We start from the raw sequence: 14,695 nt of genomic DNA on the forward strand, positions 1-14,695 counted from the left end.
TATCCTCTTGGGCATGTCAACGAACGTTCGTTCGGCGGGCCGCCCGTCCGGGCTGGCGCGGCCCCGAAGCCTGCTGTTCGCGCCGGGGAACCGCGCCGACCTGATCGCCAAACTGCCCCGCAGCGCCCCCGACGCGGTGGTCATCGACCTAGAGGACGCCATTCCCGGTACGCCCGAGGCGAAGGCCGCCGCCCGCCCGGTCGCGCGCGACGCCGCGCGGGACCTGATCGCGGCCGCGCCGCACCTCCCGGTACTCCTGCGCGTGAACGCCGTCCACTCGCCGTACTTCGCCGAGGACCTGCACGTGCTGACGCCCGAACTGGCGGGGGTGGTCGTCCCGAAACTGGAACGCGCGGACGACGTGCGCCAGGTCGTGAACGCCCTGGCGACCTCCGGGCTGACCCTGCCGATCCTGGCGGGCCTGGAGACCGGCGCTGGCGTGTGGCACGCGCACGAGATCCTGCGCGAGGACGCCGTGCGCTGGGCGTACTTCGGCGCGGAGGACTACACCACGGACCTGGGCGGGCGGCGCACGCCCGGCGGGCTGGAGGTCCTGTACGCCCGCTCTCAGGTGGCGCTCGCCGCGCGGCTGACCGGCGTCCCCGCGCTGGACATCGTCGTCACCGCCCTGAACGACCCGGCACGCTTCCGCGAGGACGCGGAACTGGGCCGCGCACTGGGCTACGCCGGGAAGCTGTGCATCCACCCCGCGCAGGTCGCCCTGGCGCACGAGCTGTTCGGCGCGACGCCCGCCGAAACGGAGCGCGCCCGCGCCCTGCTCGCCGCCGCGCACGACGCCGCCACGCAGGGCCACGGCGCGTTCAGCTTCGAGGGTCAGATGGTGGACGAACCCATGCTGGCCGCCGCGCGCGCCATCCTGGCGCAGGATCACGCCGGACTCCCCCACGCCGGAGGCACCCATGAATGAGGATCTGAACCGCCCGCAGGGGCGGTACCTGGAGGAACTGACGCCCGGCACCGTGATCCGCCACCGCGTGACGCGCACGGTCACGGAGGCGGACAACGTGTTCTTCACGACCATGACGATGAACCCGCAGCCGCTGCATCTGGATCACGAGTACGCGGCCGCGTCCGAGTTCGGGCGGCCGCTGGTGAACAGCCTGCTGACCCTCAGCCTGCTGGTGGGCCTCAGCGTGCACGAGCTGACGCTGGGCACGCTGGTCGCGAACCTGGGCCTGACGGACGTGGTGTTCCCGAAGCCGGTGTTCCACGGCGATACCATCCACGCCGAGTCGGAGGTGCTGGAGGTCCGCGAGAGCCGCAGCCGCCCCGACGCGGGCATCGTGACCGTGGAGCACCGCGCGCTGAACCAGCGGGGTGAGGTCGTGGCGAGGTGCAAGCGGACGGCGCTGATGCAGCGGCGACCCGCCTGAGCCGGTCGGCCTGATGAGCGCCCGCGCCGACGATCCGGGCGGCCTGCTGCTCGGCGCGTTCCTCAGCGCGCTCGACACCGTCTCCCCTGCCCGGCTGCTGGCGCCGCACCTGGGCGGGCCGCGCCCGGATTTCATCCTGGCAGTCGGGAAGGCCAGCGTGCCGATGGCCCGCGCGGCGCTGGACGTTCACCCGGGCGTTCCTGCGCTGGTGGTCACCCCGCACGGAACTGCCCCGGACCCTGAGGCTCCGACCAGTGAGGGGTGGGCGGGGGTGGATGTCATCGAGGCGGGCCACCCGGTGCCGGACGGCGGCAGTATCCGGGCGGGGCACGCGGCCCTGGAAGCGCTGGGGGCCCTGCGGGCCGGGCAGGGGGCGCTGGTGCTGCTGTCCGGCGGTGGGAGTGCGCTGCTGTGCGCGCCGCGCGGCGTGACCCTGGCGCAGAAGCAGGCGCTGACCGGTGAGTTGCTGCGTTGCGGAGCAGACGTCACGGAGATCAACACGGTCCGCAAGCACCTGTCGGCCGTGAAGGGCGGTCAGCTGGCGCAGGTCACCCGCGCGCAGTTGCGGACGCTGGTCCTGTCGGATGTGGTGGGCGACCCGCTGGACATGATCGCCAGCGGCCCCACCGTGCCCGACCCGACCACCTTCGCGGACGCGCTGGCCGTGCTGGACCGCTACGGGCTGGCCGCCCCGGAGGCCCGCGCGCACTTTCGCAGTGGCGCGCCGGACACGCCGGACACCCTGCCGGACGCGCCCGCCACGGTGATCGGCGGGAACCGCCACCTGCTGGACGCCGCGCGGTCGTACCTGACAGCCCGGGGCGTGCGCACACTGATCCTGGGGGACACCTTCACCGGCGAGGCCCGCGCACTCGCGGCGTTCCACGCGTCCCTGATCCGCAGCGTGCGGGAGCACGGCACGCCCACGCCGCGCCCCGTCGCGTTCCTGTCGGGCGGCGAGGCGACCGTCACGCTCGGCCCGGACGCGGGGCGGGGCGGGCGGAACCTGGAGTTCGCGCTGGCCCTCCTGACCGAGCTGGGTGGCACCCCGGCCGGGCTGCGCGGCGTGCACGTCCTGTCCGCCGGGAGTGACGGCGTGGACGGCAGCAGCGACGCGGCGGGCGCAGTCCTGCACCCGGACAGCCTGGACCGCGCCCGCGCGCTGGGTCTGGATCCGCGCGGGTACCTGCGCCGTCACGACGCGCACCCGTTCTTCGACGCGCTGGGTGACCTGCTGCGCACCGGACCGACCGGGCACAACGTCGGTGATGTCCGCGCCATACTGATCGAATGACGCGCACCCTCCCCCGCCCGGCGTGAGCGGCAGGGCACCTCACAGCGCCGGGCGTGTCGTACGGATTCCGTCTGTTTCGTTCACAGATCGGAAGATCACCGATCTGCCAACTCCACGCCCGGAATCCCCCTTGCTCCTACTCGCTCTGCTGCGCAGCTCTCCGAGTCCGCTCGGAGTGAGCGGTATGGGCACACGGTTCATCCGGAGTCCGTGTCAGTCGTGGTCGAGGACGCGGTTACGGCCGTCGCGTTTCACGCGGTACAGGCGGCGGTCCGCGTCCCCGAGCAGCCGGTCGAAGTCCGGGGTGGCCGTCTGGGCCACGCCGATACTCAGGGTGACGCTCATGCCGGGCGCGACGCTGCTCCAGGGATGCAGCCGGATGAGCTGCTGGAGGTCGTGGCAGCTGGCGCTGAGATCCCCGGCGGGCCCCGGGCGCAGCAGCACGAATTCCTCGCCGCCGTAGCGCGCGGCGATGTCGCCAGGGCGGGCCACGTCGAGAATCATGCGGGCCACGCGTTGCAGCACGAGGTCACCCGTCTGGTGGCCCCAGGTGTCATTCACGACCTTGAAGTGGTCGATGTCGATCAGCGCGGCGCTCAGGGGGGTGTGGTCGGTGGCGGTCTGCACGAGGTGCTCGCCCTCGGTGAAGAGGTGCTCGCGGTTGGCGAGGCGGGTCAGGTGGTCGGTGCGGCCCAGTTCGCGGATGCGGGCGTTCAGGGCGCGCAGTTCCTGCAGGTGTGCCTGGAGTTCGGCGTTGCGCTGGCGTTCCTCGCGCGCCTGATCCTGCAGGGACTGGATGCGGGCGAGGATCTCGAAGGTCTGGAAGTTCTGGCGGCGTTCGGCGGCGTGGGTGCGGCGGGTGTAGGCGAGGGTCTCGCGCAGGTGGTGCAGGGCGGCGGCGGGATCGCCGAGGTGCTCGAGCAGGCCGCTGAGCTGCTCGTGCAGGTCGGGCAGCAGGACGTGGTCACCCAGGAGCGTCAGGTCGCGCAGCGCGTCTGAGAGCAGCGTGCTGGCAGCCTGGGGGTCGGCGTGCGCGGCGAGGGCCAGGGCGACGATGGCGCGCAGTTCCGGGTTGCGGCTGTCGTCGTGCAGCTGCCGCAGGCGCCGCTGGGCGCGGCGGCGTTCAGCGGCGCTGGTGCCGGGGGGCTGCACGAGCAGCAGGGTGGTCAGCAGGCTGGCTTCCAGGTGGGGGTGCTGGTCGAGGTGCGGGTAGCGCAGGGCCTGCTGCACGTGCCGGTGGGCGCTGGGGAGGTCACCCTCGTCCCGGTCGAATTCGGCGAGGTTGGCGTGGGCGATGGCGACGCCGAAGGTGTAATTCAGCCGCCGGAAGGTACCGAGCGCCTCGGTGATGTGCGCGCGGGCCCGCTGCGGGTCGCTGCGGCGCAGTTCGACAGCGAGGTCGTGCAGGGCGGTCGCGGTGAGTTCCGCGTCATTGATGTGCCGGGCCAGGGAGACCTGTTCCTCGTACAGTTCGACGGCGCGGTCGGCCCGGTTCACGGTGCTTTCGAGGGCCGCGAGGATGTTCAGGGCCCGCCCGAGCCACACGCTGGGCTGCCCGAGGCGCAGGGTGCCGATCGCGGCGCTGATGTCCTCGGTCGCCTGCGGGAGCTGCCCGTCGCGCCAGTCGAGGTACCCGAGCAGCACGCTGGCCTGCGTGTGCGCGGGGGTGTTCAGGTGCGCGCGGGCACTCTGGCGGGCGCGGACGGGGTCCGTGTCGCGCTCCTCCCAGGCCTGCGCCAGGGTGAGGTGGAGTGGGGCGGGCGCGTCGGTCATGATTTCTGCTGTCACGATACGGCGCGCGGGGGGATCAGCGCCGGTCACTTGTCGTGGCCCCCGTCAGGGGCACGGCAACAGGGAGGGTCAGGGCGCGGCCCAGAACGCCCCGAGCGCCTCGACCACCTCGCTGGTCTTCTCAAAGTGCGGCAGGCCGTCGGTGCCCTGGATGCGCACGGCGCGCACGCCGGGTTGCGCCGTGAACTGCGGGAGGCGGTCGAAGGACACGAAGGCGTCCTGGTCGTACAGCACCAGCGTGGGAATCTGCAGGCGGCTGTAGAGGTCGCCGTAGGCGTCGGCGGTGAACAGCTGCCCGCTGATGAAGTACACCGGGGCGTACTTCGCGCCGGGCTGCCGGGTGGTGTCCAGCGAGTAGTTCACGAGGCCCTGGTCCACGACACCCCGGAAGGAGCGGCTCAGGAAGTACTCGATGCTGATGCGGGTCCGCAGCAGCGCGTACAGCGGGGTGCTGACGGCGTTCAGGCGGTTGTAGAGGGTCTGCCCGCCGTCCTCGTCCGCAGCGCGCTGGGTGCCGCCGCGCGGCTGGCCCAGGCCGCTGGGGCTGATCAGGGCCAGCGTGCGGATGCGGGGCTCCTGCAGCGCGGCGCGCGCGGCGAATTCGCTGCCCAGGCTCAGGGCGACGACGTCCACGTCGCGGCCCACCTCGGCGACCAGGGCGGTCAGGGCACCCGTCATCAGCTCGGAGGTGTACTGCACGTCCGGGCGGTCGCTGCTGCCGAAGCCCGGCCATTCCAGCACGTACACCGGGCGCTTCCCGGCGAAGGCGTCCCACAGCGGCTTCATCTCGTAGGCGCTGGCGGCGGCGTTCACGCTGACGGTCAGGATCAGGGGACGGCCCTCGCCACGCGGGTCGGCGTAGTACGCGACCCGCCCGAAGCCCGGCAGGGTCAGGAACCGGCGCTCGCCACTCAGGGCGGGACGCAGGGTGGTGGTCGCGGCGGGGGCGGCAGCGGTCTGGGCGGCGGCCACCTGGGTCTGCGCGGCAGCGACGGCGCCCACGGTCAGGCCGCCCAGCAGCAGACCCAGGGTCACGGCGCGGCGCACCCGGCTGGGGCGGGGGGTCGCGCGGAGCTCGGTGCGGGAGTGCGTCATGCCTCCATCCTCCCGGCCCCTCCCGAGGGAAACTGTCCGGGAGAACCCAGTGTGTCTTCATGTGCCCTTCGGCTGCGGCGTGCGGGCGGCTGCTCTATGCTGCGCGGCGATGCGTGCCGAACTGCTGTCCCGCGTGCTGTCCCTGCTGCCCGACCCGGCCCACGCCGGGCGGCCCGAACTCGCCGCGTACCACGCGATGCTGCGCGACTACCCCGGGCGCGGCGGCAAGGGCATCCGCAGCGACCTGCTGCTCGCCAGCGCCCGCGCGCACGGCGTGCAGCCCGGAACCCCGGCGTGGGAGGGTGCGCTGTGGCTCGCCGCGGCGCTGGAACTCTTCCAGAACTGGGTGCTGATCCACGACGACATCGAGGACGACAGCGAGGAACGCCGCGGCCGCCCGGCCCTGCACCGCCTGCACGGCGTGCCCCTGGCGATCAACGCCGGGGACGGCCTGCACGCCTACATGTGGGCGGCCGTGCACCGCGCGGGCGTGCCCGGCGCGATGGAGGCGTTCCTGGAGATGATCCACCGCACCGCCGAGGGCCAGCACCTCGACCTGGGCTGGGTGGAGGCCCGCGAGTGGAATCTGACCGAGCGCGATTACCTGGACATGGTGCGCCTGAAGACCGCGTACTACACGGTCGTCGTGCCGCTGCAACTGGGCGCGCTGGCCGCCGGGGCCGCGCCGCACCCGGACTTCCTGCCGGCCGGGCTGGCGCTGGGCGCGGCGTTCCAGATCCGCGACGACGTGCTGAACCTGAACGGCGACCCCGCCAAATATGGCAAGGAGATCGGCGGCGACCTGCTGGAGGGTAAACGCACCCTGATCGTCCTGCACTGGCTGGCCCACGCCCCCGCCGATCAGCGTGACGCCTTCCTGGCGCAGATGCACCGTGACCGCCCCGACAAGGACGCGGGCGTCATCGCGGACATTCACCGCTGGCTGCTGGAGAGCGGCAGCGTCGCCTACGCGCAGGCCTACGCCGACCGTGAGGCCGTCACGGGCCTCGCCGCGCTGGAGGGGGCCCTGGCGGACGCCGCGAACCCGCAGGCGGCGCAGGACCTGCTGGGCGCCATGCGGACCCTCGCGACCCGCGATTACTGAACCCGCATTCGGATCGGAGGGGGCGGCAGCGCCCCCTCCGTTTCTGTCTGCTCAGCCCCGGGCGAGGGCCAGGGCCTGCGGGGCGGAGCGGGCGAAGGCCTCGTTCAGCGCGCGGATCACGTCGTGGCGGGGCGTGCCGTCCGCGTTCAGGTACAGCCCGGAGTTCACCTCGATGCCGAACGCCGCGCGGCCCGGCGCTGCGTACGCGGCGCTGATGGTGTCGGTCTGCCACGGCACGCCCACCTGCACGTCTGGGTGGGGGGTGCCCGCCAGCACGGGCGCGAAGGCGTCGGCGCAGGCGGCGCGCAGGGCCTCCCACCCCGCGCGCGGGAAGGTGGGGGCATCGTCCGTGCCGGTCATCAGGCACAGGCCCGGGCGGGGTGTGCCCGTGTCGTGGCTCAGAGCCGGGCCGTTTGGGGCCATGCAGTGCCCCACGATGAGCAGCGCGGCCTCCTGCGCCTCCAGGGTCACGAGCGCGTGGAAGGGATCCCAGTAGCGGCGCAGCCGGGTTTCGCGCGCCGCCTCGCTCAGCGTGAACTCCGGCGGGTAGAGGGACTGACGGTCGAAGGTGCCGCGTTTGATCACGCCGTTCTCGTCCCGGTCGTCCCGCTCGCGGTTCAGGTCCACCGCGAAGCGACTCCAGGCGGCCTGCACGCTGCGCGCGCCCGGCAGGTGGAAGATCAGGTCGGTGTACGGGTCGCCGTCCAGGAACACACGGCTCAGGAGCGACTCGCGCGCCCTGGCGTTCAGGAGGTCCGGGCCGAGCATGTCGCTCAGCACCTCGGCGGGCAGCGCGCCGGACGGGTGCGGCGTCACGACCAGCAGTCGGTTCAGTTCAGGCACGCCCGGAGGATACGCCCATCAGCGGGGCCACAGGCGCCCCACCCACCCGGCGGGGTTGGTGCCCTCGCCGCGCACGCGGATCTCCAGGTGCAGGTGCGACCCGGCGCTCAGGCCGGTGTTGCCGACCTCGCCGACCTTGTCGCCCCTCTTCACCTTCTGCCCGACCCTGGCGGTCACGCGGCTCTGGTGGAAGTACAGGCTCACCACACCCGCCCCGTGGTCGATGACGACCAGACCGCCGCGTACCGGGTAGCGCCCGGCGATCACGACCGTCCCGTCGTTGACGGCCAGCACGGGCGTCCCGGCCTTCGCGGGGTAGTCGGTGCCGAAGTGATACGCGACCGGGCCGCCCGCCACGTACGTGCGCGGCTGCCCGAACGACGAACTGGTCGGTGACACGCCCCTGAGCGCGGGCGCGAAGGGTCTGCTCCAGGCCTGCGGGGTGCGGCGTGCGTATGCCTTCTCCACCAGCGCGTCCTCCGCTGCGCGGGCGGGGTCCACCAGCACCTTGCTCACGCTGGGGGGCAGGTTCAGGTGCTGGATGGGATCTTCCAGGCCCAGCACCGGGATGCGGCCGCGCACGAGCTCCCCGTCCAGGCTCACCTCGTACACGACCGGGGTGGTCTTGCCCAGCACCACGCGGCCCACCACCACGAACTGCCCGGCGCCGCCGATGGGCCGCAGGACCTCGTTGGGCATCCGGACGTCCTCGCCGACCTCGCTGGGGAAACGCACGGTCGCCTGCGCGGCCCGCGCGCCGCTCAGGCCCAGCAGGAACGCGTCACCCATGCGCAGGCTGGTGGGCACCGTGATGTTCACGCCCGCGATGCGGGCCGTGGCGGGCGTGGGCGCCAGCTGCCCCGCCGGGAGCGGCGCGGGCAGGCCCGGCTTCTCGGTCGCGGTGGGCGGCGTCTCGCCCCTGGCGGGCAGTTGCAACGTCTGCCCGACCTCCAGCGTGGTGCCGGACAGGTTGTTCAGCCGCAGCAGGGCGTCCACGGTCGTCCCGTTCACCCGCGCGATCGAGTACAGCGTGTCCCCGGCCCGCACCACGTACGGGGCGGCCAGGGCCGGCAGCGCGGTCAGGAGCACAAGGGCGGCCAGCGTTCGGCGCGTCATGCGCCCTACCCTACGCGCAGGACGTGAGAAACCGCCCCCGGATCCACATCCGGAGGCGGCGCCCTCGTGCCCGGTCAGTCGAGGTCGAGGGTCAGGGTGACGGGGCCGTCGTTGGTCAGGTCGAGGACCATGTGCGCGCCGAAGACGCCCTCGCCGACCGGGAGGCCCAGGGCGCGCAGCGCGGCGTTGAAGGTGTGGTACAGCGCGCGGGCGTGGTCGGGCGGGGCGGCGGCGGTGAAGCTGGGGCGGTTGCCGCCGCGCGTGTCGGCGTACAGCGTGAACTGGCTGACGCTCAGGATGCCGCCGCCGATGTCCTGCACGCTGCGGTTCATGCGGCCCTGCTCGTCGCCGAAGATGCGCAGCTTGGCGATCTTGGCGGCCATGGCGTGGGCGGTGGCGTCGGTGTCGCCGGGCGCGACGCCCAGCAGGACGAGCAGGCCGGGGCCGGTCTGCCCGGTCAGTGCACCGTCGACGGTGCAGGTGGCGCGGGTGACACGCTGGAGGGTGGCTCGCACGTCAGTTCGCGTCGGGAGCAGCGTCGGGGCTGGCGCTGGGCGCGGCGAGGCGTTCGCGGACGCTGCCGATGGCGCCTGTGAGCAGGTCGGCCTCGGTGAAGTCCAGGTTGCCGCGGGTCTTCTCGGCGAGCATGGTCAGGAGTTTCAGGCTGCGCTCGGCGGTCTGGCGGGCGCGGCGTTCTTCCAGCAGGCCGTCGCGGGCGGCGCTGGCGGTGGCGGCGTTCAGGTCGCCCAGGGCGGCCTCGGCGGTCGCCTGCAGGGAGTTCACGAGTCCGACGAATTCGGGGTTCGGCATGGCTGGAAGTGTAGCGGCTGCCAGTGGTTCGCCGCCCGCCTGCAGGGCAGGGGGCGGCGTGGTGGGGTGGGGTCTTCAGCTCAGGCGGGGGCGTTTGCTGCGGGCCTCGCGGCGGGTCTTGGGGTCCAGGCCGACGAGCAGGAAGAAGTTCTCCAGCGCGTTTTCCTGACCCTTGATGTCCGGGTGTTCGTGTTCGGGCGTGCCGGTCACGAAGGGCAGGGTGCGGTAGAGGTCCAGCGCGTGGGTGATGACCTCGTCGGGGCCATGGTCGTCGGCGAACGCGCCGAGGCGGGTGTAGACCTCGCGGCGGCTCTCGGCGTGTGTCAGGAACGCGTCGGGGTGCGGGGTTTCGCCCGCGCGGAGCATGTCCTGCCGGGCGATGCGGCGGTAGTGCTTGAGTCCGGTCTGGATCTGCTCGGTGGAGAGGATTTCCTTCATGCCGTCCTCCAGGGTACCCCGCGCGCCGCCGGTGGGGCGAGGTGCGGGGTGCTGTGCCGAGTATAGGCAAGGAGGCTGCCGGTGCGTGCGGCGCGGCTCATGAGGCGGCGCGGCCTGCGCGTATACCCGTGTGCATGATGTGTATCGTCCGCACTGTCAGTGACGTGTGTGGAGGCCGTCGGTCGTCATCCCTTCGGTGGAGCTCGCCGGGTCCGCGAGGCGTCCGCGTGAGAACGCTGAGGGTGTGGCATTTTCGCCAAATGCTCCGCAGGGCGTGTAGCAAAGCACTTTCCGGGCACCGTGCGGCATGAGTCTTATTCTGAGAATCATGGCAACACCAGTCCGTTTCTGACTCATAAATCAGCTTTGCGGACGTATAGAGGGCGTATAGGCGCATACAACGTGCCGGAAAAAAGATGAATTAAGGACGAATAAATAAAGGTAGGTTAAACTTGCCCTACCGATGAAAGCCACGCGCGCCCTCCTGACCCTCCTGGCCCTGTGCGGAACCGCCACCGCCGCCTCCTACACCGTCAAACCCGGCGACTCCCTGTACTCCATCGCCAAGAAGGCCGGGGTGGACGCCCCCACCCTGATGAAACTGAACAAGCTGCCCAGCACCACCATCCAGGTCGGGCAGACCCTCAACCTGGGCGGCACCCCCGCACCCGCCGCGCGCCCCCAGGCCGCCGCGCCCGCCGCGGCCCCCCAGGGCGTCAGCATCCGCGCCGCCGCCACCCGCTTCCTCGGCGCCCGCTACGTGCTCGGCGCGACCGGCGGCGGCGCCCTGGACTGCAGCAGCTACACCATGAGCGTCTTCCGCCAGCTGGGCATCAACCTGCCCCGCACCGCCGCGCAGCAGTGGCGGGTCGGCAGCGCCGTCAGCCGCCGCGACCTGCGCGCCGGGGACCTCGTGTTCTTCAACACCATGGGCCGCACCGCCAGCCACGTCGGCGTGTACCTCGGCGACGGCATGATGGCCAACGCCAACAGCTACCGCGGCCGCACCGTGATTGAACCCCTCTTCGCGAACTCCTACTGGGCCAGCCGCTACGACGGCGCCCGCCGCGTCCTGAACTGACCGTCGCCGCAGCGCTTTCATCGGACCCCCGCCCCCACCAGGGCGGGGGCGCTGCTTTACCATCAGAGCCGGGCGGCCCGGCTCAGCGTTCGCCGGGCGAACTGAGCGTCACGAACGTGCCCGACCCCTGATGCGCGGCCGTGTAGAGCACGGTCTCCCCCGCGCGTGTCAGGACCGCCTCGGCCTGAATGCCGTCGTCCGGCAGGGCGTGCGCGACCGCGTACCCGCGCGCCGTCAGCAGGTCCCGCACCAGGGCCGGGTCCCAGCGGGCCAGCGTGAACTGCTCCACGCGCGTCTGACCGCTGCGAACCTCGCGCCGCACGCCCCGCGACGACGGGCACGACGGCGTCAGGTCCGCCGGGCGGTCCGCGACACCCCACACCCGCGCCGGATCCGCGAAGCAGTACAGCTCCCCGCGCCAGCGTGCGCCGGACTGCCACCACACCACCCCCCCCAGCACGGCGAGAACGGCGAGAGCAGCGGCAAGGACAGCAGGAGCACGCATGACCCGCAGGCTAGCGCGCCGCACGCCCCACGGCCCAGTGCTCCGGGGCGGAGCGGGTCAGGGCGTCGCGCCGCGCCAGGTCCGGGGTCTGGGGGTCGTCACCTGCCGGATGACGCCGGGCGGGGCGCTCGCGGTCACGTGAGGCTGGCAGCCAGGGTGCGCCGTTGCCCTCCGGCGCCGTCGCTGACCAGACCGCCGTGGTCCGTGACGGTGGTCTGCACGTCCTCCTGCCCCAGCCGCCGCACGGATTCGTGGGCCCGGGGGAGGTCCGGGGTGGCACCGGGCCTGGGTGGTGTGGCCGGGCGTGGCGATGACGCGCACGCCGCCGGGCAGGTGGTCCCCGTCCCCCACGCGCCGCTGGACGGGTAAGCGGCCGGGTTCGCGGTTCAGCAGGGCGCGCATGAGTGGGTTGAGGTTCGGGTCGTCCAGCAGGGCGCGGGCCTGTTCGCGGCTGGGGAGACTCTGGGCGCGCCGGTCGCCGGTGACATACGGCACCTCGTCGTCCAGCGCGCAGACTTCGGCGTCAGTGGCCCGCACGACGTCCTCCAGGCTGCCGGTCGAGGGCGTCATGCACCACGAACCTCGCGCCGCACCTGCCCGAGGGCGTACCCGCCCTGGGCGAGTTCGTCGGTGATCGTGCCGAGCATGTCGGGCGGTCCGGCGTCCATCAGGGTCAGGATGTGGTCGGGCCCGACGGGCGCGACCGGGTGGAGCAGGCCGGGGCCCACCTTGAGGGTGGCCGGCGAGTCCAGGAACGGCACCGAGGCGGCCAACGGGCGCAGCCTACCGCCTGTCGGGGTTCCCCGAGGTACGGGGCACCGTGGGAGTCTACTCGGCCTGTTCGGCTTCTTCCAGAGTGATGCCCAGCAGACCGTCCACGTCCAGGAGGATGACCTGCTGGCCGTTGCTCTTGACCAGTCCGGCCTGCTGGAGGCGGCGCATGACACGTGAGACGGTCTCGCGGCTGGACGAGATGCGGGCCATGATGTCCTGGGTACTCAGGGGGAGCACCTCGGGGTTGGGAACGCCGGCGCGGACGCGCTGCTGGTAGAGGTTCGTAAAGACGTGACTGAGGGCGGCCTCGGTGTTCAGGCCGAAGGCGATCAGCTCGTCGTTCAGGAACGTGACGCGTTGCACGAGCATGGCGCTGAGGTTCCACAGCACGTCGGGATAGCGGCGCAGGATCTGCTGGAAGTGCGTGCGGTACAGCATCAGGGTGGTGACGTCGCTCAGGGCGCGGACGGTGGCGCTGCGTTCCCCGCCGCCGAGCACGGCCGTCTCGCCGACGACGGCCGGGGCGTACACGTCGCCCATGACCCGTTCGCGGCTGCCCAGGCTGACGCGGGACACGCGGACGACGCCGCGGGTGATCAGGTGCAGCGCCTCACCCTCGGCGTCCTGTTCCAGGATGGCCTGACCGGCCCGGAAGTGACGTTCGGTGGTCACCTGGGACGCTTCCAGCAGCGCCTCCTGGGGCACATTCTGAAAGAGTGGTGAGCGCTTGAGATCGTCCTGCCGGGCCATGACCTGCCCATCCTAGCCTGACTTGGCACGCCTGAACAGTCACCGCGTGAGATGCAGGCCAGCGCGCGAATGCGAATCCCGCCGGTCAACAGGATGCGGATGTGGGAACGGTTCCGCTGTAGGATGCGCCGCGTGACCCGCGCGCCCACCTCCGTCCGCACCGTTCCCCCGGCCCTGGAGGGCCGCGCGCTGGTCCAGGCCTTCGGCGCGCAGACGGTCTTGCGCGGCGTGAGCGTCGCCGTGCAGCCGGGTGAAGTGGTGGCCGTGACGGGCCCGTCGGGCAGCGGCAAGAGCACGCTGCTGCACCTGCTGGGCGGCCTGGACACCCCGCAGTCGGGCGAGGTGCACTGGGCAGGCGAGCGGGTGGATTCACTGGGGACGCAGCTGCGCGCGCAGCGCCGCGCCGCGCAGCTGGGGCTGGTGTTCCAGCATCACTACCTGCTGGAGGACCTGACGGTGCTGGACAACGTCCTGATTCCCACGCGGCTGTCCGGCCGGGGCGACGGGGTGAGGGCGCGGGACCTGCTGGCGCGGGTGGGCCTGTCGGGCCGTGAGGACGCGTACCCGGGCGTGCTCAGTGGCGGGGAGCGGCAGCGGGTGGCGGTGGCGCGGGCGCTGGCGGCGCACCCGGCCGTGGTGCTGGCCGACGAGCCGACCGGCAGTCTGGACCGCGCGAACGCGCAGGCGGTCGCGCAGCTGCTCGTGAATCTCGCGCGGGAGGAGGGAGCGGGCGTGCTGCTCGTCACGCACGACGACCGCCTGACCCGCTACGCGGACCGCACGCTGCACCTCCTCGACGGGCAGTTCACGGACGAGGCCCCGGACTTCGCGTGACGGCCCGTGCCACAACAGACGGGGCCGCCCAGCGGTGACACCGGGCGGCCCAGGAAAGACCGGTTACTGCCTGATGATCTGCGCGTCCTTGGGGAGCTGGCGGATCGCAGTCGCGGTGACGCCGCTGTTCACCTTGTAGCTGCTGACGGTCAGGTCCGCGATGGTCTTGCCGCCGCTGAGCAGCTGGATGCGCGTGGGGCGCCAGCCGGCCTCGGTGATCCACACGCGGCTGCTGTCGCCGCCGCCGGTCCTGGGCGTGGCTTCCAGCTGGTACACGCGCTTCCCGGCCGTCCCCGTGGTCCCGAGGAGCTTGACGTTGTAACGGGCGAGCATGCTGGCGGTGTTCGTCAGCTGCGTGAAGTCCAGGCCCAGCCCCGCCTGATCGGCGGCCTTCTGCGCGCTGGTCACGGTGATCTGATTGGTGAGGTACATGTACTGGCGGATCTCGGTCCTGTCGGCCACGATGACGTTGTCGGCCAGCGCGTCGGGCGCCATGAACTGCACCCGGGCGAGGCTCTGGGCGGGGATGGCCTTGACGGTCAGGTCGATCTTCTGCGCGGCGCTGTCGAAGCTGGCGTTCCCACTGAGGCGGAAGGAGACGTCCTTGGCGGCCTTCTGCGCGGCGTCCACCTTGTTCACGATGTCCTGCGCGGACTGCGCGCCCGCGACGCTCAGGAGGCCCGCAAGGAGGGTCAGGGTCAGGCGTTTGCTCATGCGTGGCAGTATCCCGCGCGCCCTCATGAGAAGGGAAGCGGGCGCCTGACGGAAGGTTTAACCTCGCGCCAGGACGGGATTTATCATCACAATCCGGTCAGCATGGCGCGGGCAGATGCGGGGGGACCCTGAACCGCACCCGCCCCACCTG

18 protein-coding genes are annotated in these 14,695 nt (G+C 72.1%); 6 read left to right on the top strand and 12 right to left on the bottom strand.

What is annotated here, in order from left to right; genetic code table 11:
- Nucleotides 1-13 precede the first annotated feature (13 nt).
- The 3 genes from SY84_RS02875 to SY84_RS02885 are packed head-to-tail and all read left to right on the top strand — an operon-like array spanning nt 14 to nt 2,688.
- Complete coding sequence (locus tag SY84_RS02875) at nt 14-928, top strand: HpcH/HpaI aldolase/citrate lyase family protein (protein ID WP_046842746.1); 915 nt, start codon at nt 14-16, stop codon at nt 926-928.
- Nucleotides 921-1,394: a MaoC family dehydratase gene (locus tag SY84_RS02880; protein ID WP_046842747.1), complete on the top strand. Its 474-nt coding sequence runs from the start codon at nt 921-923 to the stop codon at nt 1,392-1,394. Before SY84_RS02875 ends, SY84_RS02880 begins: the two co-directional genes overlap by 8 nt.
- Before the next feature lie 13 nt (nt 1,395-1,407).
- Complete coding sequence (locus SY84_RS02885; RefSeq protein ID WP_046842748.1) at nt 1,408-2,688, top strand: glycerate kinase type-2 family protein; 1,281 nt, start codon at nt 1,408-1,410, stop codon at nt 2,686-2,688.
- A gap of 213 nt (nt 2,689-2,901) precedes the next feature.
- Here the strand turns inward: SY84_RS02885 and SY84_RS15750 are convergent, their stop codons facing one another.
- Nucleotides 2,902-4,461 carry a GGDEF domain-containing protein gene (locus SY84_RS15750; protein WP_052751019.1) on the bottom strand — a complete coding sequence of 520 codons (1,560 nt, stop codon included), beginning with the start codon at nt 4,459-4,461 and terminating at the stop codon, nt 2,902-2,904.
- 87 nt (nt 4,462-4,548) lie between these two features.
- Nucleotides 4,549-5,574, bottom strand: a complete 1,026-nt coding sequence (locus SY84_RS02895; protein ID WP_081424488.1) for an alpha/beta fold hydrolase — start codon at nt 5,572-5,574, stop codon at nt 4,549-4,551.
- Nucleotides 5,575-5,683: 109 nt separating this feature from the next.
- Between SY84_RS02895 and SY84_RS02900 the strand changes: the two genes are divergently transcribed.
- A complete protein-coding gene (locus tag SY84_RS02900) occupies nt 5,684-6,679 on the top strand; it encodes a polyprenyl synthetase family protein (protein WP_046842749.1) in 996 nt (331 codons plus the stop codon).
- Nucleotides 6,680-6,730: 51 nt separating this feature from the next.
- Here SY84_RS02900 and SY84_RS02905 read toward each other — a convergent pair whose 3' ends face one another.
- The 5 genes from SY84_RS02905 to SY84_RS02925 form a co-directional block, all read right to left on the bottom strand.
- A complete protein-coding gene (locus tag SY84_RS02905) occupies nt 6,731-7,522 on the bottom strand; it encodes an N-formylglutamate amidohydrolase (RefSeq protein WP_046842750.1) in 792 nt (263 codons plus the stop codon).
- 18 nt (nt 7,523-7,540) lie between these two features.
- A complete protein-coding gene (locus SY84_RS02910) occupies nt 7,541-8,638 on the bottom strand; it encodes a LysM peptidoglycan-binding domain-containing M23 family metallopeptidase (protein WP_046842751.1) in 1,098 nt (365 codons plus the stop codon).
- A 74-nt stretch (nt 8,639-8,712) separates the two neighbouring features.
- Nucleotides 8,713-9,153 carry a D-aminoacyl-tRNA deacylase gene (gene dtd, locus SY84_RS02915; RefSeq protein ID WP_046842752.1) on the bottom strand — a complete coding sequence of 147 codons (441 nt, stop codon included), beginning with the start codon at nt 9,151-9,153 and terminating at the stop codon, nt 8,713-8,715.
- Nucleotide 9,154: 1 nt separating this feature from the next.
- A complete protein-coding gene (locus tag SY84_RS02920; protein WP_046842753.1) occupies nt 9,155-9,448 on the bottom strand; it encodes a DUF1844 domain-containing protein in 294 nt (97 codons plus the stop codon).
- A gap of 75 nt (nt 9,449-9,523) precedes the next feature.
- Entirely contained in the window at nt 9,524-9,886 is a 363-nt protein-coding gene (locus SY84_RS02925; protein WP_046842754.1) for a hypothetical protein, read from the bottom strand.
- Nucleotides 9,887-10,349: 463 nt separating this feature from the next.
- Between SY84_RS02925 and SY84_RS02930 the strand changes: the two genes are divergently transcribed.
- Entirely contained in the window at nt 10,350-10,967 is a 618-nt protein-coding gene (locus tag SY84_RS02930) for a C40 family peptidase (RefSeq protein ID WP_046842755.1), read from the top strand.
- A gap of 82 nt (nt 10,968-11,049) precedes the next feature.
- Here SY84_RS02930 and SY84_RS02935 read toward each other — a convergent pair whose 3' ends face one another.
- From SY84_RS02935 to SY84_RS02945, 4 genes are read right to left on the bottom strand one after another with little or no spacing between them, the layout of a single operon-like run.
- A complete protein-coding gene (locus tag SY84_RS02935; protein ID WP_046842756.1) occupies nt 11,050-11,472 on the bottom strand; it encodes a hypothetical protein in 423 nt (140 codons plus the stop codon).
- A 57-nt stretch (nt 11,473-11,529) separates the two neighbouring features.
- Nucleotides 11,530-12,042, bottom strand: a complete 513-nt coding sequence (locus tag SY84_RS16410) for a hypothetical protein (RefSeq protein WP_157882873.1) — start codon at nt 12,040-12,042, stop codon at nt 11,530-11,532.
- Nucleotides 12,039-12,245 (bottom strand): hypothetical protein, encoded by a 207-nt coding sequence (locus SY84_RS02940; protein ID WP_046842757.1) that lies wholly within the window; start codon nt 12,243-12,245, stop codon nt 12,039-12,041. Before SY84_RS02940 ends, SY84_RS16410 begins: the two co-directional genes overlap by 4 nt.
- A gap of 55 nt (nt 12,246-12,300) precedes the next feature.
- Nucleotides 12,301-12,996 (bottom strand): Crp/Fnr family transcriptional regulator, encoded by a 696-nt coding sequence (locus SY84_RS02945; RefSeq protein WP_046842758.1) that lies wholly within the window; start codon nt 12,994-12,996, stop codon nt 12,301-12,303.
- Between the two features lie 123 nt (nt 12,997-13,119).
- On the opposite strand from SY84_RS02945, the gene SY84_RS02950 reads away from it, so the two are divergent.
- Nucleotides 13,120-13,830, top strand: coding sequence for an ABC transporter ATP-binding protein (locus tag SY84_RS02950; protein WP_046842759.1), 711 nt, complete (start codon nt 13,120-13,122; stop codon nt 13,828-13,830).
- A gap of 63 nt (nt 13,831-13,893) precedes the next feature.
- Here the strand turns inward: SY84_RS02950 and SY84_RS02955 are convergent, their stop codons facing one another.
- Nucleotides 13,894-14,544: an outer membrane lipoprotein carrier protein LolA gene (locus SY84_RS02955; RefSeq protein WP_046842760.1), complete on the bottom strand. Its 651-nt coding sequence runs from the start codon at nt 14,542-14,544 to the stop codon at nt 13,894-13,896.
- Nucleotides 14,545-14,695 lie beyond the last annotated feature (151 nt).

It is taken from the genome of Deinococcus soli (ex Cha et al. 2016) (assembly GCF_001007995.1).
In the GTDB taxonomy this organism is placed as follows: Bacteria; Deinococcota; Deinococci; order Deinococcales; family Deinococcaceae; genus Deinococcus; species Deinococcus soli.